General features: G+C 66.3%; 23 protein-coding genes. 19 read left to right on the top strand and 4 right to left on the bottom strand.

Annotated elements, in window-relative coordinates; translation table 11 throughout:
- The first annotated feature begins 8 nt into the window (after positions 1 to 8).
- From MUB46_RS19375 to MUB46_RS19430, 12 genes are all read left to right on the top strand, one after another.
- Positions 9 to 1,880, top strand: coding sequence for an SPOR domain-containing protein (locus MUB46_RS19375; RefSeq protein ID WP_261617612.1), 1,872 nt, complete (start codon positions 9 to 11; stop codon positions 1,878 to 1,880).
- A 79-nt stretch (positions 1,881 to 1,959) separates the two neighbouring features.
- Complete coding sequence (nagZ, locus tag MUB46_RS19380; RefSeq protein ID WP_261617613.1) at positions 1,960 to 2,988, top strand: beta-N-acetylhexosaminidase; 1,029 nt, start codon at positions 1,960 to 1,962, stop codon at positions 2,986 to 2,988.
- A 16-nt stretch (positions 2,989 to 3,004) separates the two neighbouring features.
- A complete protein-coding gene (locus MUB46_RS19385) occupies positions 3,005 to 3,799 on the top strand; it encodes a segregation and condensation protein A (protein ID WP_261617614.1) in 795 nt (264 codons plus the stop codon).
- Positions 3,796 to 4,485 (top strand): SMC-Scp complex subunit ScpB, encoded by a 690-nt coding sequence (scpB, locus tag MUB46_RS19390; RefSeq protein WP_261617615.1) that lies wholly within the window; start codon positions 3,796 to 3,798, stop codon positions 4,483 to 4,485. The genes MUB46_RS19385 and scpB overlap by 4 nt, the downstream gene beginning before the upstream one ends.
- Positions 4,486 to 4,574: 89 nt before the next feature.
- On the top strand, positions 4,575 to 5,678 hold the full coding sequence (locus MUB46_RS19395) for an ABC transporter ATP-binding protein (RefSeq protein ID WP_261617756.1): 1,104 nt from the start codon (positions 4,575 to 4,577) through the stop codon (positions 5,676 to 5,678).
- Between the two features lie 87 nt (positions 5,679 to 5,765).
- Positions 5,766 to 6,005 (top strand): twin-arginine translocase TatA/TatE family subunit, encoded by a 240-nt coding sequence (locus tag MUB46_RS19400; protein ID WP_261617616.1) that lies wholly within the window; start codon positions 5,766 to 5,768, stop codon positions 6,003 to 6,005.
- Between the two features lie 80 nt (positions 6,006 to 6,085).
- A complete protein-coding gene (gene tatB, locus MUB46_RS19405; RefSeq protein WP_261617617.1) occupies positions 6,086 to 6,682 on the top strand; it encodes a Sec-independent protein translocase protein TatB in 597 nt (198 codons plus the stop codon).
- A 15-nt stretch (positions 6,683 to 6,697) separates the two neighbouring features.
- Entirely contained in the window at positions 6,698 to 7,486 is a 789-nt protein-coding gene (tatC, locus tag MUB46_RS19410) for a twin-arginine translocase subunit TatC (RefSeq protein WP_261617618.1), read from the top strand.
- Positions 7,487 to 7,550: 64 nt separating this feature from the next.
- Entirely contained in the window at positions 7,551 to 8,864 is a 1,314-nt protein-coding gene (serS, locus tag MUB46_RS19415; RefSeq protein ID WP_261617619.1) for a serine--tRNA ligase, read from the top strand.
- Between the two features lie 107 nt (positions 8,865 to 8,971).
- Entirely contained in the window at positions 8,972 to 9,742 is a 771-nt protein-coding gene (gene surE, locus MUB46_RS19420; protein WP_261617620.1) for a 5'/3'-nucleotidase SurE, read from the top strand.
- A gap of 58 nt (positions 9,743 to 9,800) precedes the next feature.
- A complete protein-coding gene (locus MUB46_RS19425; RefSeq protein WP_261617621.1) occupies positions 9,801 to 10,472 on the top strand; it encodes a protein-L-isoaspartate(D-aspartate) O-methyltransferase in 672 nt (223 codons plus the stop codon).
- Between the two features lie 108 nt (positions 10,473 to 10,580).
- Complete coding sequence (locus MUB46_RS19430; protein WP_261617622.1) at positions 10,581 to 11,918, top strand: peptidoglycan DD-metalloendopeptidase family protein; 1,338 nt, start codon at positions 10,581 to 10,583, stop codon at positions 11,916 to 11,918.
- 69 nt (positions 11,919 to 11,987) lie between these two features.
- On the opposite strand, the gene MUB46_RS19435 is transcribed toward MUB46_RS19430, so the two are convergent.
- Positions 11,988 to 12,872: an ATP-binding protein gene (locus MUB46_RS19435; RefSeq protein ID WP_261617623.1), complete on the bottom strand. Its 885-nt coding sequence runs from the start codon at positions 12,870 to 12,872 to the stop codon at positions 11,988 to 11,990.
- Between the two features lie 232 nt (positions 12,873 to 13,104).
- On the opposite strand from MUB46_RS19435, the gene yajC reads away from it, so the two are divergent.
- From yajC to MUB46_RS19460, 5 genes are read left to right on the top strand one after another with little or no spacing between them, the layout of a single operon-like run.
- On the top strand, positions 13,105 to 13,437 hold the full coding sequence (gene yajC, locus MUB46_RS19440) for a preprotein translocase subunit YajC (RefSeq protein ID WP_261617624.1): 333 nt from the start codon (positions 13,105 to 13,107) through the stop codon (positions 13,435 to 13,437).
- Between the two features lie 44 nt (positions 13,438 to 13,481).
- Entirely contained in the window at positions 13,482 to 15,086 is a 1,605-nt protein-coding gene (gene secD / locus MUB46_RS19445) for a protein translocase subunit SecD (RefSeq protein WP_261617625.1), read from the top strand.
- A 15-nt stretch (positions 15,087 to 15,101) separates the two neighbouring features.
- Complete coding sequence (gene secF, locus MUB46_RS19450; RefSeq protein WP_261617626.1) at positions 15,102 to 16,040, top strand: protein translocase subunit SecF; 939 nt, start codon at positions 15,102 to 15,104, stop codon at positions 16,038 to 16,040.
- Between the two features lie 31 nt (positions 16,041 to 16,071).
- The gene (locus MUB46_RS19455; protein ID WP_261617627.1) at positions 16,072 to 16,449 is read left to right on the top strand and encodes an Mth938-like domain-containing protein; all 378 of its coding nucleotides are present in this window, start codon (positions 16,072 to 16,074) and stop codon (positions 16,447 to 16,449) included.
- Between the two features lies 1 nt (position 16,450).
- Complete coding sequence (locus MUB46_RS19460; RefSeq protein ID WP_261617628.1) at positions 16,451 to 17,317, top strand: phytoene/squalene synthase family protein; 867 nt, start codon at positions 16,451 to 16,453, stop codon at positions 17,315 to 17,317.
- Positions 17,318 to 17,322: 5 nt separating this feature from the next.
- On the opposite strand, the gene trmFO is transcribed toward MUB46_RS19460, so the two are convergent.
- Positions 17,323 to 18,729 (bottom strand): methylenetetrahydrofolate--tRNA-(uracil(54)-C(5))-methyltransferase (FADH(2)-oxidizing) TrmFO, encoded by a 1,407-nt coding sequence (gene trmFO / locus MUB46_RS19465; RefSeq protein WP_261617629.1) that lies wholly within the window; start codon positions 18,727 to 18,729, stop codon positions 17,323 to 17,325.
- A gap of 139 nt (positions 18,730 to 18,868) precedes the next feature.
- Here trmFO and MUB46_RS19470 point away from each other — a divergent pair, with 139 nt between their 5' ends.
- Positions 18,869 to 19,003 carry a hypothetical protein gene (locus MUB46_RS19470; RefSeq protein ID WP_261617630.1) on the top strand — a complete coding sequence of 45 codons (135 nt, stop codon included), beginning with the start codon at positions 18,869 to 18,871 and terminating at the stop codon, positions 19,001 to 19,003.
- 79 nt (positions 19,004 to 19,082) lie between these two features.
- Here the strand turns inward: MUB46_RS19470 and uvrA are convergent, their stop codons facing one another.
- Positions 19,083 to 21,959 carry an excinuclease ABC subunit UvrA gene (gene uvrA, locus MUB46_RS19475; RefSeq protein WP_261617631.1) on the bottom strand — a complete coding sequence of 959 codons (2,877 nt, stop codon included), beginning with the start codon at positions 21,957 to 21,959 and terminating at the stop codon, positions 19,083 to 19,085.
- A gap of 6 nt (positions 21,960 to 21,965) precedes the next feature.
- Positions 21,966 to 22,505, bottom strand: coding sequence for a GNAT family N-acetyltransferase (locus MUB46_RS19480; protein WP_261617632.1), 540 nt, complete (start codon positions 22,503 to 22,505; stop codon positions 21,966 to 21,968).
- Positions 22,506 to 22,716: 211 nt separating this feature from the next.
- Here MUB46_RS19480 and MUB46_RS19485 point away from each other — a divergent pair, with 211 nt between their 5' ends.
- The gene (locus MUB46_RS19485) at positions 22,717 to 23,202 is read left to right on the top strand and encodes a single-stranded DNA-binding protein (protein WP_315902765.1); all 486 of its coding nucleotides are present in this window, start codon (positions 22,717 to 22,719) and stop codon (positions 23,200 to 23,202) included.
- The last annotated feature ends 26 nt before the right edge of the window (positions 23,203 to 23,228 follow it).

Raw genomic sequence — 23,228 nt, forward strand, 5'->3', positions numbered from 1 at the left:
GGCGACGAATGTCGGATACGCGCTACCCGAAGCGTTCCGTACCTGGGGAATATGACGAACTGGCGGATACGCCGTCGAGCAGCAGTGACCTGCCGGCGGACGATCCGCTGGTGGAACTCGCGCGCCTTATCGACGAGGATCCCTTCGCCGACTTCAACAGCCGCAGGCGCGAGCCGTCCGTGTCGCCGGAGACCGGCCGGCAAGCTTACGAATCGCATCCGGTCGAACCTGAATCCCCGATCGAAGCCGAATCCGACGTGCCGGTTGAGGCCTATGATGCGCGATATGCGCAGCACGTAGAGCCTGAACTGCCGCCTTCCGACGATTTGGCCGACGCGACGGAGTATGATCGCGAATCGACGGAACGCCTCTACGCCGATCTCGCCGCCGCGAGCCAGCGGGTCGAGCCGAGGTTCGGTGGCGACTATCGCCAGCACGAGACCTATGACGAACCGGTGCAGCAGCATCAGGCCTGGCCGGCGGACGACTACGAGCAGCCTTCGCAGCCGCCCCAGTCTGCCCAGCCGCCTCTGCCGCAGGGCCACGCCATCCATCGCGCGCCTGCCGACGAGCCCGAGGCCTACCGGGCCGCGCCGGATTACGCCGATCATGAGCCGTACGCTGCCGCGCCGGAGCTGCGCGGAGCCGACTACACGGACGACGTCTACGCGGAATCCGAACCCGTCTACGACGAATCCGGCCATATCCCGCCCTATGACGGTGAAGTCCCGGTCGAGCCGGAGGGCCGCAGAAAAGGCACGTTGATCGTCGCCGGCCTTCTTGGCCTGATCGTTCTCGGCGGTGCGTCGGCGCTGGTCTATCGCGGCATTTTCGGCGAGAGCACCAGCGGGCCTCCGCCGGTCATCCGGGCCGACAACGCGCCGTCGAAGCTGGAGCCGGAAACGTCCGGCGCCGAGGAGGCCCCGCAACAGGGCAAGCTCGTATATGACCGCGTCGGCGGCAATGCCGCGAATGACGAGGCCCGGCTCGTTTCACGCGAGGAGCCGGTCGCCGATGTCGGCGGTCGTCAGGTTCGCGTCATCGATCCGAACCAGGGGCAGACGCAGGCGCAGGGAGCCGGTTTGCGTGGGACCGCGCCGACCGGCGATTCTCCGGCGGATGGCGCTGCGGGCGAGGAACTGCCCAAGCGCGTACGCACCGTCGTCGTGAAGCCGGACGGGACGATCGTCGGCGAGATCGAGGCGCCGAAGCCGGCCGAACCGCTGCAGCCCGCGCCGCTGCAGCCGGCACCGCTTCCCGGCACGCCGCAGCCGTCAGAGCCCGAGCAGACCGCGGCCGCTGAGACCCAGCAGCCCGCGACAACCGGTGTGCCCATTCCGGAACCCAGGCCTGCTGATCTGGCGAGCTCGCAACCGGCTGCCGGACAGGCGGCACCAGCTCCGGCGCCCTCGGCGGCTCGGAATCAGCCCGGAACCAGTTTCGTGCCTCCGGCAGCGCCGGCTCCGGCTCAGCCGCAGTCTGGTCAACCGCTTCAGCTCAACCCGAATGTGGTTGCCACCCTTCCGACAGGGCAACAGAACACCGCCCCCGCGCCTGCGCCCACTCAAACGACGACGACGGCCGCGGCGCCGACCCAGCCCGCCGAAGCGCAAACGACGACATTCCCGCCGGGATCCTATGTCGTCCAGGTTGCGGCGAGCCGCAGCGAGCAGGATGCGCGTGGAACGGCGGCGTCGATCAGCCAGCGATACAGCGGTCAGCTTTCCGGTTATTCACCTGCGGTGGAGCGTGCCGATCTCGGCGATCGCGGAATCTACTATCGCGTCGGCGTCGGTCCGATGAGAAGTCAGGGCGATGCCAACGCCTTGTGTTCAAAGCTGAAATCCGCGGGTCTGGACTGCTTCGTGCGTCGCAACTGAGCGGCGCGCGAGGCCTCCGGCCTGCCGATCCCGGAACGATCCGGTTGACCGGGCCTCTGGCGGGGGCTAATCCGCCGATATGGCAACGAGAGCCTTCATTTGCGGCTGCGCCGGTCCGACGCTGACGCCGGCCGAGCACGAATTTTTCGCCACCACCGATCCGTGGGGCCTGATCCTGTTCGCGCGCAATTGCGTCGACAAGGAACAGATCCGCGGGCTGATCGCCGATTTCCGGCGGGCCGTGGGACGTCCCGATGCGCCGGTCCTGATCGATCAGGAAGGCGGGCGGGTCCAGCGGCTGCGTCCGCCGATCTGGGCCAAATATCCAACCGCGGAGGTGATCGCGCGCATCCGCGAGCGCGACGCGAGCGCGGGAACACGGGCGGCGTGGCTGCTCGGCCGCCTGATCGGCGAAGACCTCATCGATCTCGGCATAACCGTCGATTGCGTTCCCGTCCTCGATATCCGCGTGCCGGCGACGCATGACGTGATCGGCGACCGATCCTTCGGCCAAGACCCGACGGCCATCGCCGAACTGGCCGGCGCGAAGACCGAAGGCGTATCCGCCGCCGGGGTCGCCCCGATCATGAAGCACATCCCCGGTCACGGACGCGCAGGCGCCGACAGCCACTACGACCTTCCCGTGGTCGATTGCGCGCGGGAGGAACTGGAACGGACCGACTTCGAGCCTTTCCGCCGTCTGGCCGGCCTGCCGATGGCGATGACCGCCCATGTCGTCTATTCGGACATCGACGCCGCGGCGCCTGCGACCCTGTCGTCCGTTCTCGTAGATGATATCATCCGTGGCTCGATCGGTTTCGACGGGCTCTTGATGACGGACGACCTGTCCATGGGCGCACTGTCCGGCACCCTGGAGGAGCGGACGGCCAAAGCGTTCCAGGCCGGTTGCGATATGGCCTTGCACTGCAACGGGAACCTCGACGAGATGGTGGCGGTCGCCTCCAGTACGCCGGACTTGACGGGGCGCGCCGCCGAGCGCGCCGCCAGCGCGCTCGGCTGGGCGAACCCGGAGCCATGCGACATCGCGGCGGCGCGGGACGAGTTTCTCGCCTTGCTCGATCTGGCGGCCGGGGCGGGGGAGGCCTAGTGACCGGGGCGGCTCCATGACGGATAAGGGCGCCGATCTCTGGGCCGAAACGTCGGAGCGCATCCCGCAACCCGACGCGGAAGCGTTTCTGGTCGACGTCGAGGGCTTCGAGGGGCCGCTGGACCTGCTGCTGGCGCTGGCCCGGTCGCAGAAGGTCGATCTGGCCAAGATCTCGATCCTGGCGCTCGCCGATCAATATGTGGCTTTCATCAACGAGGCGCGCCGGCTGCGGCTGGAGCTCGCGGCCGATTATCTGGTAATGGCCGCCTGGCTTGCCTATCTGAAGTCGCGTCTGCTGCTGCCCAAGCAGATGGACGACGAGGAGCCGACCGGCGAGGAGATGGCGGCGATCCTCGCGTTCCGGCTGCAGCGCCTCGAGGCGATGCGCGACGCCGCGGTCAAACTGGTGAACCGAGACAGGCTGGGCCGCGACGTCTTTCCCCGCGGGCTTCCCGAGGGCGTTCGTGTCGAGCGTCGCAACGTCTACCAGGCGACCCTGTTCGACCTTCTGAAGGCCTACGGCGAACAGGCCAGTCAGCATGCCGTCCGCAGGGTCGTGCTGAAGCCGCGCAAGGTCGTCTCCCTGAAGGAGGCGCGCGAGATCCTCGAGCGTCTCGTCGGGACGATCGGCGCGTGGACGGCGCTCGACGCGCTCGTGGGCGAGTTTATCGCCGATCCGGCCATGCGCCGCACCGCGACCGCCTCGACGTTTTCGGCCAGCCTGGAACTTTGCCGCGAAGGCTTTCTGGAACTTCGACAGGAAAAAACGTTCGCGCCGATCTATATGAAGGCGCGGGAACCGCGAAAATGACGGAAACGACCGAAGACAACATCGCCAGCATGACGCCGAGCGAGCGCCGCGAGCAGTTGCGCATGCTCGAAGCGCTGCTGTTCGCCGCCGCCGAGCCGCTGGATGTCGCCACGATCGCGTCGCGGCTGCCCAGGGACGCCGATATACCGGCCCTGCTCGGCGAATTGCAGGCGGCCTATTCCAGCCGCGGCGTCAATCTGGTGCGTGTCGCGGACAAGTGGCGCTTTCGCACGGCCGAAGACCTGTCGTTCCTGTTGCGCCGCGATGCCGTCGATCAGCGGCAGCTCTCGCGGGCCGCCCTCGAGACTCTGGCCATCATCGCCTATCACCAGCCGGTGACGCGTGCCGAGATCGAGGAGATCCGCGGCGTTTCCATTTCAAAGGGGGTGCTCGACGTGCTCATGGAAGCCGGCTGGGCGCGTATGCGGGGCCGCAGGCGCACCCCGGGCCGGCCCGTCACCTACGGCACCACCGAGGAGTTTCTCGATCATTTCGGCCTGGAGTCGCTGCGCGATCTCCCCGGCGTCGAGGAATTGAAGGGCGCCGGCCTTCTCGACAGCCGCTTGCCGCCGGACTTCAAGGTGCCGTCGCCGTCCGACGGCGACGCCCTGACGGAAGACGAGGACCCGCTCGAGGACGAACTCCCGTTCGGCGATGATTTCGCCGAGGACGAAGAGGAGCGGTAATGTCGACGGCGACGAAAGACGCCAGCCCGGTGCACGAGGCGGCGGCGACGAGTGCGGGCGATCGGCCGAAGGCCGGGCGGCTGCGCGACATGGGGCGCTGGGGCCGCCGCGGCACCGCCGGCGCGGCGATCGCCGCCCGTCTGTCCTTTGACAACGTTTCCCACAGCTATGACACGGCGCCGGCGGTAGACCGGGTGACGCTCGATATAGAGCCGGCCGAATTCGTCTGCCTGCTCGGCCACTCGGGCTGCGGCAAGACGACGTTGCTCAAGCTCGCCGCGGGGCTGGAAGAGCCGTCGAGCGGCAGCATCATGATCAACGGGCAGGCGGTTTCGGGCGGAAGTCGCTTCGTCCCGCCGGAGAAGCGCGGCGTCGGTCTGATGTTCCAGGACTTCGCGCTGTTTCCGCATCTGTCGATCCTGAAGAACGTCATGTTCGGTCTGACGACACTGCCGCGCGGCGATGCGGAGCGCGAGGCGCTGAAGGCGCTGCGCAGGGTGGGGCTCGAGGATTACGCCGAACTCTATCCGCACGCGCTGTCCGGCGGAGAGCAGCAGCGCGTCGCGCTGGCCCGCGCGATCGCCCCCCGTCCGAGCGTGCTGCTGATGGACGAACCCTTCTCCGGCCTCGACAGCCGGCTGCGCGACGAGGTGCGCGACGAGACCCTCGCGGTCCTGCGCGAGACGCGGGCGACCTGCATCATCGTTACCCATGATCCCGAGGAGGCCATGCGCATGGCCGATCGCATCGTGCTGATGCGATCGGGGCGCCTGGTCCAGGTCGGAACCGCCTCCGAGCTCTATCACACGCCCGTGGATCTCGCCGCGGCCCGCTTTTTCACCGAGCTGAACGAAATTCCCGGCGAGGTCGAGGGCGGACGCGTGGTGACGCCGGTCGGCGATTTTGCCCGCCAAGGCGTGGTCAGCGGCGAGGAGGTCACTGTCTGCGTGCGTCCGCACGGCGTACGGCTGGTCGAGCCGGGCGCCGGCGTACCAGGGCGTTTGGTCGCGCGGCGGTTTCTCGGCGAGGTGGAACGGCTCGATATCGCCGTCGAGGGCCTCGACGGGCCGCTGAAGGCCCGGTCCCGCGATATGAACCCGGTCGCCGTGGGCTCCGAGGTCGGCGTCGCGATCGACGAGGCCGCCGTGCTGATGTTTCCCGTCCGTGGAGAACGGACTCGTTTCGGCGATTAACCGCGTCGCGGCATCGTGTTGCCGCGGGGCGGCGACCTATATAATGTCGCGACGAACCCGGTAACCTTGAATTCGAGGAGAGCGTACATGGCTCCCAGTTGGTTTCAGATCCTAATCGTCATCGTTCTGCTCGTGCTGTTGTTCGGCCGCGGCAAGATTTCCGACCTGATGGGCGACGTCGCCAAGGGCATCAAGAGCTTCAAGAAGGGGATGAGCGAGGACGAGACGGCCGCCGACGAGGATAAGAGCAAGACCATCGAGCACCAGGCGAGCGAGACGGTCGAATCGCCTACCAAAGAGACCAGCGGCGCCAAGAAGGCGAGCTAAGTCTCGGCCGGCGGTCCGGACCTGCGTTTCCGGTCCGGCTTGGTTTGATCTGGAGCCCGCCATAGCGGGCGGAGACCTCGATGTTCGATTTCGGATGGAGCGAGCTTCTGGTGATCGCCGTGGTGGCGATCGTCGTTGTCGGTCCGCGCGAGCTGCCCGGCATGTTGCGCACGTTCGGCAAATATGCCGGCCAGCTGCGCAAGATGGCCGGCGAGTTTCAGAGCCAGTTCAACGAGGCGCTGAAGGAAGCCGAGCTCGACGACGTGCGCAAGAGCATCGAAAGCGTGCGGTCGGTCAATCCGGTCAATCAGATCAAGGACAGCCTCAATCCGCTGAAGGACGCCGGCGAAAGCGTCCGCAAGGCGGTAGAGGAGCCCGACAAGCCGAAGCCGCCATCGGCCAAGGCGGCGAGCGGGACGGACAAAAAATCCGGTACCTCTTCGCCGGAGACCGCGACGGGCGCCGCCAGCAAGACCACCGCCGCCGGCAAGGCCACCGGCGCCAGAAAAGCCGCCGCGGCCACCGGTAAGGCCGGCACCACCAAGCCCGCTTCGGCGAGCAAGCCGGCTGCTGCCAAGAAGCCGGCCGCGAAGAAGAAACCGGCTGCGAAGAAGGCGGCCGCCAAGACGCCGAAAGCCGACACGTCGGGCTCCGCCAGCTCCGATACGGTGGCCTGAGTCCGGAATCCATAGATGAGCCACGAAGACATCGAAGCGACAAAGGCGCCGCTGGTCGAACATCTGATCGAGCTGCGCCAGCGGTTGATGTGGTCGCTGATCGCGCTCGGCATCGGCTTCGTTATCTGCTTCTTCTTCGCTTCCGAGATCTTCAACATCCTGCTGAAGCCCTACGAATGGGCGCGCGGCAACGTCGAGGGGTTGGAGCTCATCTACACCGCCCCGCAGGAATACTTCTTTACGCAGCTGAAGATTGCTCTGTTCGGCGGGGCGTTCCTGGCGTTTCCGGTGATTGCCGGGCAGATCTACATGTTCGTGGCACCCGGCCTTTACAAGAACGAGCGCGGCGCCTTCCTGCCGTTCCTGGTGGCGACGCCGATCCTGTTCCTGCTCGGCGCGTCGCTGGTCTACTTCCTCACCATGCCGCTGGTGATGCAGTTCTTCCTGTCGATGGAGCAGTCCGGTCCCGGGGTGGCCAAGATCCAGCTGGTCGCCAAGGTCAGCGAGTATCTCGGCCTCGTCATGACGCTGATCTTCGCGTTCGGTCTGTGCTTCCAGCTTCCCGTCCTGCTGACGCTTCTCGGCCGGGCCGGGATCGTGTCCTCCGACGGACTGAAGACCAAACGCAAATACGCGATCATCATCACCTTCGCGGTCGCCGCCTTCCTGACGCCGCCCGATCCGATCAGCCAGATCGGGCTTGCGCTGCCGACCCTGCTTCTCTACGAACTGTCCATTATTTCGGTCAGGATGGTGGAGAAGCGGCGCGCCGAGGCTGAGGCCGAGCGCGAGGCGGACTCCTAGGGCCTGGCCTCGTTCCGCCAGAGCCGGCACACCCGGCAGACCCATCCAGCAAGCCGTTACGCCCATGTTCGACATCAAATGGATTCGCGACAATCCCGACGCCTTCGACGCCGCGCTGATGACGCGGTCGGAGGAGTACAGGGGCACGGCCGCCCGGCTTGTCGAGCTCGATGACCGGCGCAAGCTCCTGGTTACCGATCTGCAGGCCCTGCAGGAGCGTCGCAACGCCGCGTCGAAGGAAGTCGGCCAGGCCAAGGCCGCGAAGGACGAGGAGAGGGCACAGGCGCTGATCGCCGAGGTTGCCGGCATCAAGGAACGCGTCCCCGCGCTCGAGGACGAGGTGCGTACCGTCGAGGCCGAATTCGACAGGACCATGTCCTGGACCCCGAACCTGCCGCTCGACGATGTGCCTGTCGGCGCCGACGAGGAGGCGAATGTCGAGGTCCGCAAGGTCGGCACCCCCCGCGCGTTCGACTTCGAGCCGAAGCAGCATTTCGAAATCGGCGAGGGGCTCGGCCAGATGGATTTCGAGACGGCGGCCAAGCTCTCCGGCGCCCGTTTCGTCGTGTTGAAGGCCGGTATCGCCCGGCTTGAGCGCGCGCTCGCCGCCTTCATGCTCGACCTGCATACGGGCGAGCACGGCTACACCGAGGTCAATCCGCCGCTGCTGGTTCGCGACGAGGTGATGTTCGGCACCGGTCAGTTGCCGAAGTTCCGGGAAGACCAGTTTTACGCGGGTAGCATCGAGGATATCGAAGCCGAGGAGCGCAACGGCTACTGGCTCATCCCGACCGCCGAGGTGCCGCTGACGAACCTGGTCCGCGACGACATCGTCGAGGAGGACGTGCTGCCGACGCGGGTGACCGCCTGGACGCCGTGCTTTCGCGCCGAAGCGGGCGCCGCGGGCAGGGATACGCGCGGCATGATCCGCCAGCATCAGTTCTCCAAGGTCGAGCTCGTCTCCGTAACCACGCCGGAGCAGTCTCTCGCGGAGCTGGAGCGCATGACCGCCTGCGCCGAGGAGGTGCTGAAGCGCCTCGAGCTGCCGTACCGGGTGATGGCGCTGTCGACCGGCGACATGGGCTTCTCCGCCCGCAAGACCTTCGACATCGAGGTCTGGCTGCCCGGGCAGAGCGCGTATCGCGAGATTTCGAGCTGCTCGCTCTGCGGCGATTTCCAGGCCCGTCGGATGAACGCGCGCTATCGTCTGAAAGATGGAAAGGGCGTGCGCCACGTCCACACGCTGAACGGCTCCGGTGTCGCCGCCGGGCGTGCGCTCATCGCGGTGCTGGAGAACTATCAGCAGGCAGACGGCACGGTGGCCGTGCCGGACGTCCTGAAGCCCTACATGGGCGGAATGGACGCGATCGGGAGGTAAGAGGACGGGGAGGCGCCCTGTCCCACGGCCTGTGATGGGCCTGACAAGCGCGGGCATGACATCCGGATTGGTTGAACGGTACTTGGAAGAAAACGGACACTGATCGAATGCGTATTCTGGTCACCAATGACGACGGCATCCACGCTCCGGGCCTCAAGGTGCTCGAGACGATCGCTCGCGAGCTCTCCGACGAGGTGTGGGTGATCGCTCCGGAGACGGACCAGAGCGGTGCCTCGCATTCGCTGACGCTGAACGATCCCTTGCGGCTGCGTGAGATCTCCAGGAACCATTTCGCGGTGCGGGGCACGCCGACCGATTGCGTGATCATGGGCATCCGCCATCTGCTCAAGGACCAGCAGCCGGATCTCGTTTTGTCGGGCGTCAACCGCGGCCAGAACCTCGCCGACGACGTCACCTATTCGGGCACGATCGCCGGCGCCTTCGAGGGCTCCCTCCTCGGTGTGCAGTCGATCGCGCTCAGCCAGACGTTCCGCAATCCCGAGCAGATTCCCTGGGAAACCGCCGAGAAGCACGGCGCGCGGACCGTCCGCCGGCTGCTCGACGCCGGTTTCGATTCCAGCGTCGTCCTGAACGTCAATTTCCCGGCCTGCGCGCCCGACGAGGTGCAGGGCATCGAGGTGACCCAGCAGGGCAAGCGCGACCAGTCGCTGCTGCACATCGATGCACGCTTCGACACCCGCGGGTTCCCGTACTACTGGATCGGCTTCGAGCGGCGTAAGTCCAGCCCGGCGCAGGGAACGGATCTGCGCGCGGTCTATGACGGCAGCATCTCGGTGACGCCGCTGACCCTCAATCTCACCGATACCGTGGCGCACGCCCGGCTCCTGGAGCATCTCGCGCTCGGCCAGGAGGCGTGAGACACTGAGTGCATGACGGGGGCGCACGAGGGGGCCATGAAGGGGCCCATAAGGGGCAATGAGCGACGAGGACGGCGATAGCGACCTGAGCGAAGGCCGAATCGCGGTCGCCAGGCTCATCATGGGGCTGCGCGCGCAGGGCGTGCGCGATTCCCGCGTCCTCAAGGCGATCGAGACGATCCCGCGCGCGCTGTTCGTCAACGAGGCCCACGCCGTCTACGCCTATGACGATCGCTCGCTGCCGATCGATTGCGGGCAGACCATCAGCCAGCCCTTCGTCGTCGCCTACATGACGTCGCTGCTGAAACTCACCGATCGCGACAAGGTGCTCGAGATCGGCACCGGCTCGGGCTATCAGGCCGCCGTGCTGGCCAGGCTGTGCCGGCGCGTCTACACGATCGAGCGATACCGCACCCTGCACAGGCAGGCCGAGGAGCGGCTGCGGGACCTCGGCGTCTCCAACGTCACGGCCATGGTCGGCGACGGCCTTCAGGGCTGGCCGGCCCAGGCACCCTTCGACAAGATCATGGTCACTGCGGCGGCCGAGACGGTGCCGCAGGTCCTCGTCGACCAACTCAAGGTCGGCGGCATCATGGTGATCCCGATCGGCCCGATCGGCGGCGCGCAGTACCTGCACCGGATCGTGCGCACCGAGGAGGGGTACGACGACGACACGCTCATCGGCGTCATGTTCGTTCCGCTCGTTCCGGGCAAGGCGCAGCAGCTCTGAATTCCAGCGTCGAAAACGCTTAAGTCTTCTTAGCCTTAAGCCAATGTTTACCTCAACGGCCGTTTACTAACGACTGTGTTCTTCAGTATGTGCGGCGTGAGTGGTGCGATGCGTAGCGTAATCGGCGGAGTCCGTCAGACCCTGTTGCTCAGGGTCGCGATCGTTGGGGCGCTCGGGGCGTTGGCGGCGGGGTGCAGCTCCGATGTCACCCGGTTCAGTGGCGGTTCCTACTTCGGCGGTGATCCCGGCGCGGATTACACCGGATCGATCCCGCCGGAGCCCATCGCAGGCGCCGCGGCGTCGAATTACCCGGCCCAGCCCGCGTATAACCAGCCCGCATCCAACCAGCTCGGATCGGCTCCGGCGACGTCCGCCAATGGTTCGGCCGTGACGGTCGCGCCCGGCGAGACCGCGTTCACCATCGCCACCCGCTACGGTGTTCCCGCGCCAGCGCTGATGAAGGTCAATGGCCTCAGCAGCGCCGATGCCGTCCAGCCCGGCCAGCAGCTTGTCATTCCGGTGTTCTCGCAGCCGCATGGCGGCTGGGTGCATCCCAGCCAGGCGCAGGGTGTGGTCAAGGTTGCCGGGCCGACGCCGGCCAGTGCCGCCAGGGTGGCGACCACCACGACCGAAGTGGCAAGGCCCAAGACCGCTGCCGGCGGCGGCGTTCATACCGTGTCTTCTGGCGAGACGGTCTATTCGCTCAGCCGCGCGTACGGCGTAAGCCCGAACGCGATCATCGCGGCCAACGATCTGCAGGCGCCCTACGGCATCCGCATCGGCCAGAAGGTTCGCATCCCCGGCGCAGGCACGCAGGTCGCCACGGCCGCGCCCGCTCCGAAGGCCCAGACAAATGTCGCGTCCGCTCCGGCGCCCCAGCCGGCCGCCGAGGCGCCTAAGCCGGAGCAGGTCGCGGCGGTCGCACCGGCGCCGGTCCAGAAGTCCGGCATCGAGAGCAGCAATCTGGACGCTCCCGAGCCGCAGAAGGTCGCTTACGCGCCCCAGAACGACAGTTCTGCGGGAACCTCCACGCGCGCCGGCGTGCCCGAGCCCGCCGCGCTGTCGGCCGGCAATTTCCGCTGGCCGGTGCGCGGCCGTGTCATCTCCTCCTTCGGCGAGAAGGGGGACGGCGGCACCAATGATGGTATCAATGTCTCGGTTCCCGAAGGCACCTCTGTCCGCGCGGCCGAGAACGGCGTCGTCGCCTATGCAGGCAACGAGCTGAAAGGCTACGGCAACCTGGTGCTGATCCGGCACGCCGACGACTGGGTCACGGCCTACGCCCACAACAGCGAGCTTCTGGTCAAGCGCGGCGACGTGATTTCGCGCGGGCAGGTCATCGCCAAGGCCGGCCAGACGGGGTCGGTATCGACCCCGCAGATGCACTTCGAGCTTCGCAAGGGCTCGACGCCGGTCGATCCGCTCAAGCACCTGGCTTCTGACTGACCGTTCCACCAAGGTCAGACTAAGAACGGCGCGCCGGAGTTCGGCGCGCCGTTTGTCTTTGATGACGTATCAACGGGCCGGTTTGAGCGGCAGGCCGAGGCGACCGGCGAGATCCTGGATGAATTGCCAGGCGACGCGCCCCGAGCGGCTCCCGCGAGTCGTCGCCCATTCGAGCGCATCGCGTTCCAGCGCCTCGGGCGCGACCTCCAGCCCGAAATGGCCCGCATAGCCGCGAATCATGTCCAGGTAGTCGTCCTGGCTGCACTTGTGGAAGCCGAGCCAGAGCCCGAAGCGGTCGGACAACGACACTTTTTCCTCGACGGCCTCCGACGGATTGATCGCCGTCGACCGCTCGTTTTCCATCATGTCGCGCGGCAGCAGATGGCGCCGGTTCGAGGTGGCGTAGAAAAGGGTGTTGTCGGGCCGTCCCTCGATGCCGCCTTCAAGCACCGCCTTCAGCGACTTGTAGGACGTATCGTCGAAATCGAACGACAGATCGTCGCAGAAAATCAGGAAGCGGTCTGGAACGGCGCGAATCAGGCCCATCAGGACCGGCAACGTCTCGATATCCTCGCGATGGATCTCGATGAGCTTCAGGGGCCCGGCGCCCTCGGCTTTCAGCGTCTGGTTCACGGTGGCGTGCGACGCCTTGATCAACGAGCTCTTGCCCATGCCGCGGGCGCCCCAGAGCAGGGCGTTGTTGGCCGGCAGGCCACGGGCGAAGCGTTCGGTGTTCTCGATCAGGAGATCGCGGGCGCGGTCGATGCCCTTGAGCAGCACCATGTCTACGCGGTTGACGGCCGGCACGGGCTGCAGGCCGGGCGGGGAGGGGCGCCAGATGAAGGCGTCGGCCGCGGCGATATCCACCGGCGCTGGCGCGGGCGGGGCGATCCGTTCGAGACTGTCGGCGATGCGTCCCAGAAGTTTCGTCAGTTCGTCTTGTTCCCCGGACACCGTTACCTATCTCCTGGACTTCGCGCCTGTGGCGTATGACCCGTGCCTTGCGCGCGGACCGTATCACGCGCGCCTGCGGGGTCAATCGGCCCGCAGGCGCCGGTCCCGACAACCTTGGCAGACGGTTCGGTATCGGTTTGCAAAGCGCGAGGCTCTCGGTATAGTCCGCGCGCTTTCGCTGCGGGGAATCCGGCGGCGCACTATCCCGTTGTGTCTGGATTGGAGGAATACGATGTTCGTCACGCCCGCCTTCGCGCAGGTCCCAGGAGCGCCCGGCGGCGATTTCCTCATTTCGCTTCTGCCTTTTGTCCTGATCTTCGTGGTTCTCTATTTCCTGATCCTTCGCCCGCAGCAACGGCGCGTGAAGCAGCAGCAGGAAATGATCGGCGCCCTGCGCCGCGGTGATACCGTGGTGACCGCGGGCGGCCTGATCGGCAAGATCTCCAAGGTGATCGACGACCGGGAAATCCAGGTCGAGGTCGCCGAGGGCGTGCGTGTCCGGATTGCCCGTCATATGGTTGCCGAGGTTCGCGCCAAGGGCGAGCCCGTCAAGGACGAAGGCTAGAGCGTCCTTTCCCACGAATGTTTTTCTCCGAGCGTTAGGCCCCCATGCTGCACTTCGCCCGCTGGACCGTCATCCTGATCATCGCGATTTGCGCGGCAGGGATACTGGCGACCATCCCGAATTTCGTTTCCAAGCAGGAAGTCGAATCGTGGCCGTCCTGGATTCCGCACCGCCAGCTCGTCCTTGGCCTCGACCTGCAGGGTGGCTCGCACATCCTGATGGCGGTCGATACGGACGCGGTCATCAAGGAGCGGGTCGATACGCTGCGTGACGACGCGCGTCAGATTCTGCGCGACAAGCGCATCGGCTACACCGGCCTTGCGGCGCATGATCGCTCGGTGAGCGTGAGAATTCGTGATGTCGCTCAGACCGACGAAGCCGTGAAGGCGCTCCGCGATCTGTCCCAGCCGATAGGCTCGATTCTGACCGGTTCGACGGCCCGGGACGTCACCATCCAATCCACGCCGGAAGGTCAGATCACCCTCGATCTCAGCGAGGAGGCGATCACCCAGCGCGTCAGTTCCGCGGTCGACCAGTCGATCGAGATCGTGCGCCGCCGCATCGACGAACTGGGGACGACCGAGCCGTCCATCCAGCGCCAGGGCGCCGACCGCATTCTGGTTCAGGTGCCCGGTCTCGACGATCCGGCCCGCCTCAAGGCGCTGATCGGCCAGACCGCCAAGCTGACCTTCCGTTTTGTCGACCTGTCGATGCCGGCGACCGAGGCGCTTAATGGTCGTCCGCCGCCGGAATCCGAATTGCTGTATTCGCAGGACGACCCGCCGGCGCCCTATCTGATCGAAAAGCGCGTGATGGTAAGCGGCGAGGACCTCGTCGATGCCCAGCCCGGGTTCGATCAGCGCACCAACGAGCCGATCGTCAGCTTCCGGTTCAATTCGAGCGGTGCGCGCCGGTTCGCCGCCGCCACGCAGCAGAATGTCGGCCGGCCCTTCGCCATCGTTCTCGACAACGAGGTGATCAGTGCGCCCGTCATCCGCGAGCCGATCCTCGGCGGTTCGGGACAGATCAGCGGTGACTTCACGGTGGAGGAAGCCAACGATCTGGCGATCCTTCTGCGTGCCGGTGCGCTGCCGGCCCCGCTGACGATCCTGGAGGAGCGCACGGTCGGTCCGGGGCTCGGTGCCGACTCGGTCGAAGCAGGCAAGATCGCGGCCGTGATCGGTACCATCGCGGTGGTGATATTCATGATCGCCGTCTACGGACTGTTCGGCGTGTTCGCCAATATCGCCCTGTTCATCAACATCGCGCTCGTCATCGGAATCCTGTCGGTGCTCGGCGCGACCCTGACACTGCCCGGCATCGCGGGGATCGTCCTCACCGTCGGCATGGCGGTGGACGCGAACGTGCTGATCTACGAGCGCATCCGCGAGGAACAGAAAGCGGGCAAGAGCGCCATCGCTTCTATCGATTCAGGCTATCGGCGCGCGCTCTCGACCATCATGGATGCGAACATCACCACGCTGATCGCCGCCGTGATCCTGTTCTATCTCGGCTCTGGCCCGATCCGCGGTTTCGCCATCACGCTTGCCATCGGCATCGTGACGACGCTGTTCACGGCCTATCTCGTCAACCGTCTGATCGTCGCGGAATGGGTTCGGCTTCGTCGCCCGTCCGCTGTCCCGATCTAAACTGGGAGCGAACCTTTGCGTCTCTTGAGGCTGGTTCCGGACGACACCCATATCGGGTTCATGCGCCTTCGGCGCATCACCTTGCCGCTGTCGGCGACCCTGTCCGTTCTGTCGATCGTGCTGTTCTTCGTGGTCGGTCTGAATTTCGGCATCGATTTCCGCGGCGGCTCGCTGATCGAGATCCAGACCAAGGACGGCCCGGCCAACATCTCCGAGCTGCGCCAGACCGTCGGCGGTCTCGGGCTGGGCGACGTCCAGATCCAGGAATTCGGCGCTCCCGACGAGGTTCTGATCCGTGTCGTCCAGCAGGAGGGCGGCGAACTGGCCCAGCAGGCGGTGATCTCCAAGATCCGCGAGGCGCTGGGAGACACGGTCGACTATCGCCGCGTCGAGATCGTCGGTCCGACGGTCAGCGCCGAGTTGGCCCGTACGGGCACGATCGCGGTTCTGGCGTCGATCCTCGCGATCCTGATCTACATCTGGTTCCGGTTCGAGTGGCAGTACGCGATCGGGGCGGTGATCGCCACGGTGCACGACGTCATCATGACCATCGGCGTGTTCGCCGTGCTGCAGCTCGATTTCAATCTGTCGAGCATCGCCGCGATCCTGACCATCGTCGGCTATTCGCTGAACGACACGGTCGTCGTCTATGACCGCATTCGCGAAAATGTCCGCCGGTACCGGAAGATGCCGATGACCGATCTGCTCGACCTCAGCGTCAACCAGACGCTGTCGCGCACGATCATGACGTCGCTCACCACTTTGCTCGCGCTTATCGCGCTCTATGTCTTCGGGGGCGAGGTGATCCGCAGTTTCGTGTTCGCCATGATCTGGGGCGTCCTGGTAGGAACCTTTTCGTCGATCTATGTTGCATCCCCGATCCTGCTCTATCTCGGTGCCAAGCCCGAAAGCGGCAGCGGATCCAAGGCCGCGGTGGCCGCGGAGGGGACCTGAGCCAGGGAGCGGCGGTCCGCCGTTCGACGCAATGCAGATGCGCGACCCGCACTTCCCGCGACGGGCGCCGATCGAGGCCTACGGGCACGGCGGCTTCCGCTTCGCGAACATGTCGCATCGCGGGTCGATCCTCATCGTGAACAGCGGCATCTATGCCTGGGAGGCGCCCGATCCGGCGCGCCTCGACGCGGCAAGCCTGAAGCGCGTGTTCCGCGAGGCCGAACCGCCGGAACTGCTCCTGATCGGAACCGGCCGCCGCCTCGAGCAGCCGGCCGCCGATGTTCGCCTGGCTTGTGCCGAGCACCGTATAGGGCTCGATGTCATGGATACCGGCGCCGCCGTCAGAACCTACAACGTCCTCCTCGCCGAGGGCCGTTCCGTGGGGGCCGCGCTGATCGCGGTGGATTGACATGGGTGGCGCGGCAACAACGGCCAGCTACCGGTATTGCGAAGACCTGGTTCGCCGAGGCGACAAGGACCGCTTCCTGGCCAGCCTGTTCGCGCCGGAGGCCGAGCGCAGGCATCTCTTCGCCCTCTATGCCTTCAATCTCGAGGTCGCCCGCATCCGCGATGTCGTGAGCGACGCCCTGCCTGGCGAGATGCGCCTGCAGTGGTGGCGCGACGCGCTCGCCGGTTGCGGCCACGGCGAGGTGGGGCGGCATCCGGTCGCCGCCGCGCTGATTGAGACGGTCGAGACATGCGATCTCTCCCGCCAGCCGCTGCTCGACCTGATCGAGGCCAGGGCCTTCGATCTGTATGACGATCCGATGCCGTCCGTCGCCGATTTCGAGGCCTATTGCCGGGCCACCTCGTCGCAGCCTATGGCTCTGGCGACCGAGGTGCTCGGCGCGCGCGGCTGCAACTGGACGGCGACGATGGTGGATCATGGCGGCATCGCCTACGCGATAACCGGCCTGCTGCGGGCGATGCCCTTCCACGCGTCACGCGGACAGATCTTCCTTCCCGACGATGTGATGACCCGCCACGGCGCCCGGCGCGAGGACATCTTTTCCGGCACCGCGTCGCCCGAACTGTCCGCCGTGCGTGCCGAACTGCGTCAGCTCGCCTGGCAACATCTCGACCAGGCCGGCTACTGCATCGGGGAGATCTGCCGCCAGGCCGTCCCCGCCATTTTGCCGATCGCCCTGGTCCGGCCCTACCTGGAACGCATGGACCGGCCGGACTACAAGCCGTTCGAGGACAGGTGCGTCGTGCCGCAATGGCGCCGCCAGTGGATCCTCTGGAACGCGGCGCGCAAGGCCACCAAGGTCTGCTGAGCGGGCTACTCCGCCGCCTCCCGCAGCCCGATCCAGGCATCGATATCCGCGAGCGCGCGGGCCGACATCGCCCGTTTGCGCGCAACGGTCTTTTCCTTGCCGCGCAGGCGTTTGCCGGGCACCTTCGGTACGTCGATCGGCGGAAACAGGCCGAAATTGACGTTCATCGGCTGGAAACTGCGCTGAGCCCCGTCCTCGGACAGGTGGCCGCCGGTGATGTGGGCGATCAGGGCGCCGAGCGCCGTCGTCTGCGGTGGCGGGACGATCGTCAGCCCGCGCCGTTCGGCTGCCGCGAACCGCCCGGCGAGCAGGCCGATGGCCGCCGATTCCACATATCCCTCGACGCCGGTGATCTGGCCGGCGAAGCGCAGGCGCGGCATGGCCCGCAGGCGCAGCGTGCCGTCGAGCAGCTTCGGACTGTTCAGGAAGGTATTGCGGTGAAGGCCGCCAAGGCGGGCGAACTCGGCATTCTTTAGCCCCGGGATAGTCCGGAAGATCGCGGCTTGCGCCCCGTATTTCAGCTTCGTCTGGAAGCCGACCATGTTGTAGAGCGTGCCGAGCGCATTGTCCTGGCGCAACTGCACGATGGCATAGGACTTCACGTCAGGATCGTGCGGATTGGTGAGCCCCACCGGCTTCATCGGCCCGTGCCGCAGCGTTTCGCGGCCGCGCTCGGCCATCACCTCGATCGGCAGGCAGCCGTCGAAATAGGGCGTATCCTTTTCCCAGTCGCGGAATTCGGTCTTCTCGCCCGACAGAAGCGCGTCGACGAACGCCTCGTACTGGTCCTTGTCGAGCGGGCAGTTGATGTAGTCGGCCCCCGTGCCGCCGGGGCCGGCCTTGTCGTAGCGCGACTGGTACCAGGCCTTGGAGAAATCGATGGAGTCCTTGTGAACGATCGGCGCGATCGCGTCGAAGAAGGCGAGCGAATCCTCGTCCGTCGCCGTGCCGATCGCCTCCGACAAGGCGGGCGAGGTGAGGGGGCCGGTCGCCACCACCACGCTGTCCCAGTCCTGCGGCGGCAGGCCGGCGATTTCCTCGCGGCGGATCTCGATCAGCGGATGGGCCTCGAGCGCCGCCGTCACCGCGTCGGAAAAGCCGACGCGGTCGACCGCGAGCGCGCCGCCGGCCGGCACCTGATGGGCGTCGCCGCACCGCATGATGATCGAGCCGCAGCGGCGCATCTCCGCGTGCAGGAGGCCGACCGCGTTGGTCTCGGCGTCGTCTGAGCGGAACGAGTTGGAGCAGACGAGCTCGGCGCAGCCCTGGCCGAGATGGGCCTCGGTCATGCGCACGGGCCGCATCTCGTGCAAAACGACCGGCACGCCGGCCTCGGCGATCTGCCAGGCGGCCTCGGACCCGGCGAGGCCCGCGCCGACGACATGGATGGGTGAGAGGGATGTGTCCGACATGGCCGCTACTTAGTCCGCGCGCGCGTCAAAGGCAAAGGGCATGTGCCCCTTTCAATGGCGGGGACGTCGCCCAATATAGTGTCTCAGGGACGAGGGCCTGCCGGGGCTGGGGTAGCAGCCTGTCAGGAGGCAGGGAGCCATGAAGCTCACGAACGTCGCCTACAACGCCGAAAAATGGACTGGTCATACCGAAAAGGTCGACAGGATCGTCCTGCTCGCCGTGCTGCTTGCCGGCGCGCTCGGCTTCGCGATCGTCGCCTATGTCGTTCTGTGACCGGTAACACGGCACGAACATAGACCGTCGCTGGCGGGTAGCGCGCCTCAGCTACGAAAAAACGGCTGCGCGTGGCGCGCTACTCCGCCGCCTCGGTCCGCTTGTTCGGCCGGCGTGCGAACAGCTCCACCAGGAACTGGCCGGTGTAGCTTCGCTTTTCCGCGGCGATGTCCTCCGGCGTGCCGTGCGCCACGATCTCGCCGCCGCCGTCGCCGCCTTCCGGGCCGATGTCGATGATCCAGTCGGCGGTCTTGATGACCTCCAGGTTGTGCTCGATCACCGCCACCGTGTTGCCCTGGTCGACGAGCGAGTGCAGCACCTCCAGCAGCTTCTTCACGTCGTGGAAGTGCAGGCCGGTGGTCGGCTCGTCGAGGATGTAGAGCGTGCGCCCCGTCGCGCGCCGCGACAGTTCCTTGGCGAGCTTGATGCGCTGCGCCTCTCCGCCCGACAGCGTGGTGGCCTGCTGGCCGACATGGATGTAGCCGAGGCCGACCTTCTGTAACGTCTCGAACTTCTCGCGGATCGACGGCACCGCGTCGAACAGGTCGCGCGCCTCGTCGACGGTCATGTCGAGCACGTCGGCGATCGACTTGCCCTTGAACAGCACCTCAAGGGTCTCGCGGTTGTAGCGCCGGCCCTTGCAGACGTCGCAGGTCACGTAGACGTCGGGCAGGAAGTGCATCTCGATCTTGATGAGGCCGTCGCCCTGGCAGGCCTCGCAGCGCCCGCCCTTGACGTTGAACGAGAAGCGGCCCGGCGCGTAGCCGCGCGCCTTGGCTTCCGGTAGCCCGGCGAACCACTCGCGGATCGGCGTGAACGCGCCGGTATAGGTGGCCGGGTTCGAGCGCGGCGTGCGGCCGATCGGCGACTGGTCGATCTCGATGATCTTGTCGATATGCTCCAGGCCGTCGATGCGGTCGTGCGCGCCGGGATGCTCGCGCGCATTGTTCAGCCGCCGGGCGATCGCCTTGTAGAGCGTGTCGATCAGGAGCGACGACTTGCCGCCGCCGGAGACGCCGGTGACGCAGGAGAAGGTGCCCAGCGGAATCTCGGCGGTGACGTTCTTCAGGTTGTTCTCGCGCGCGCCGACGACCCGGATGCGCCGGTGCCCGGAGATCTCGCGCCGTTCCGCCGGCACCTCGATCTGCTCGAAGCCGGTCAGGTACTTTCCGGTCAGGCTCGCCGGATTGGCCATGATCTCTTCCGGCGTGCCCTTCGCGACGATCTCGCCGCCGTGCACGCCGGCGCCGGGACCGACATCGATGACGTAGTCGGCCGAACGGATCGCATCCTCGTCGTGCTCGACGACGATCACCGTGTTGCCGAGGTCGCGCAGGTGGCGCAGCGTGCCGAGAAGACGCTCGTTGTCGCGCTGGTGCAGGCCGATCGACGGTTCGTCGAGCACATAGAGCACGCCGGTCAGGCCCGAGCCGATCTGCGAGGCGAGGCGGATGCGCTGGCTCTCCCCACCCGACAGCGTTCCCGAGGAGCGGGACAGCGTCAGATAGTCGAGGCCGACATCGTTGAGGAAGGCGAGGCGCTCGCGGATCTCCTTGAGGATGCGCGTGGCGATCTCGTTCTGCTTCTCGCTCAGGTGCTCGGGCAGCGTCTCGAACCAGCCATTCGCCTTGCGGATCGACATGGCGACGACGTCGCCGATGTGCAGGCCGGCGATCTTCACTGCCAGCGCTTCCGGCTTCAGCCGGTTGCCGTCACAGGTCGAACAGGGCGTCTGACCCATGAATTTCTCGATTTCCTCGCGCGACCAGGACGATTCCGTCTCCCGCCAGCGCCGCTCGAGATTGGGGATCACGCCCTCGAAGCTCTTCTTGGTGTCGTAGGCGCGCAGGCCGTCATCGTAGGTGAACTTGATCTCCTCGTCGCCCGACCCGTACAGGATCGCGTCCTGCGCCGTCTTGGGAAGCTTTTCCCACGGCACGGTCATCTTGAACTTGTAGTGCCGGCCGAGCGCCTCCAGCGTTTGCAGGTAGTAGGGCGACGACGACCGCGCCCAGGGCCCGACCGCCCCTGCCTTCAGGGTCAGCGACGGGTCGGGGATCACCATGTCGGGATCGACCCGCATCTCGGAGCCGAGGCCGTCGCAGACCGGGCAGGCGCCGTGCGGGCTGTTGAACGAGAACAGCCGCGGCTCGATCTCCGCGATGGTGAACCCGGAAACCGGGCAGGCGAACTTCTCGGAGAAGATCAGCCGCCTGGCCTCGCCCTTGTCGTCCGTCTCGTCGGCGAACTCCGCGACCGCCAGCCCCTCGGCGAGCTGCAGCGCGGTCTCGAACGAATCCGCCAGCCGCGAGGCCATGTCCTCGCGCACCACGATGCGGTCCACGACCACGTCGATGTCGTGCTTGAACTTCTTGTCGAGCGCCGGCGCCTCGGCGATCTCGTGGAAGGCGCCGTCGATCTTCACCCGCTGGAAGCCGCGCTTCATCAATTCGGCGAGTTCCTTGCGGTACTCGCCCTTGCGGCCGCGCACGATCGGCGCCAGCAGGTAGAGCCGGGTGCCCTCGGGAAGCGCCAGCACACGGTCGACCATCTGGCTGACCGTCTGGCTTTCGATCGGCAGGCCGGTCGCCGGCGAATAGGGAATGCCGACGCGGGCGAACAGGAGGCGCAGGTAGTCGTAGATCTCGGTGACGGTGCCGACCGTCGAGCGCGGATTGCGCGAGGTCGTCTTCTGCTCGATCGAGATCGCCGGCGACAGGCCCTCGATGTGGTCGACATCGGGCTTCTGCATCATCTCGAGGAACTGGCGGGCATAGGCCGACAGGCTCTCGACGTAGCGGCGCTGGCCCTCGGCATAGATCGTGTCGAAGGCGAGCGACGACTTGCCCGAGCCCGACAGACCGGTGATCACCACCAGTTCGTCGCGCGGGATATCGACGGAGACGTTCTTGAGATTGTGCTCGCGCGCCCCGGAAACGGAGATGTTCTTCTGCATGGTGCCTCAGGTCTCCGACGGTTCGGCGACATTTTCGTGTCCGGCCAGATAATCGGCGCGCGACAAGGCGTGGTAACGATGGAGGTGACCGGCGTGGATCCGGTCCTCAATATAGGGCAGGCCGAGCCGTTCAAGAACCCTTTGGGAGCGCGCGTTCTCAGGCAGCACCACCGCGACGATGCGCGGCAGCCTCAGCGCCTGGAACCCGTAGTCGAGAACGGCGGCCGCCGCCTCGCGCGCATAACCCTTGCCCCAGGCCTCGGGAACGAGGTGATAGCCGATCTCGATTTCCTCGGTGCCGTCGAGCGGCTGCAGGATCGCGTTGCCGACGAACCGTCCGTCGTCGTGCCGGAAGGCGGCGAACCAGCCGAGCCCGCGCGGGCGTAGCGCGAGGCTGCGCGTCAGGACGCCCGCGACATCGCGCTCTGTGACACGTTCGGTCTGCCAGAACACGACCCGCCGGTCGCGCAGCAGAAGGCCGAGCAGGTCGGCTTCGTCGGCGCGATAGGGACGCAATACCAGTCTTTCGGTGCGGATTTCGGTCATCGGCCGCCTTGAACCCGGAGAATCGCGGGATTGCGTTCGAAAAGAGAACAATATAGGAACATGCTGTTCCGTCCAACAGGATATACGTAGCGCGGCGCCGCGTTGGACCTGCCCAACCGTCGCAGCACCTGTGGAAAACCGTCGCATGGGGCGACGGGCCGGGGCCGGGCGGATAGTGTCTGCGGCGAAAACCGAAACGAAAGGTCAGGTGATGTCGGGAAGCGTCAACAAAGTCATCCTCGTCGGCAATCTCGGCGCCGATCCGGAAATCCGCCGCACCCAGGACGGCCGTCCGATTGCCAATCTGCGCGTCGCCACGACCGAGACCTGGCGGGACCGTAACAGCGGCGAGCGCCGGGAGCGCACCGAATGGCATCGCGTGGTGATCTTCAACGAAGGTCTCTGCAAGATCGCCGAGCAGTATCTGCGCAAGGGCTCGAAGGTCTATATCGAAGGCCAGCTCCAGACCCGGAAGTGGCAGGACCAGTCGGGTCAGGACCGCTATTCGACCGAAGTCGTCCTGCAGGGCTTCAATTCGGCCCTGACGATGCTCGACGCCCGCGGCGGCGGTGGTGGTGGCGGCGGATCAGACTACGAATCGTCGGGTGGCGGCGGCGATTTCGGCTCCAGCGGCCCGATGCAGGGCGGCGGCGGCCGTGGCCCGTCCAGCGATATGGACGACGAAATTCCGTTCTAGATTCGGATTTCCCCGAATCTACCCAT

Origin of the sequence: Microbaculum marinisediminis, from assembly GCF_025397915.1 — a bacterium.
GTDB classification, from domain to species: Bacteria; Pseudomonadota; Alphaproteobacteria; order Rhizobiales; family Tepidamorphaceae; genus Microbaculum; species Microbaculum marinisediminis.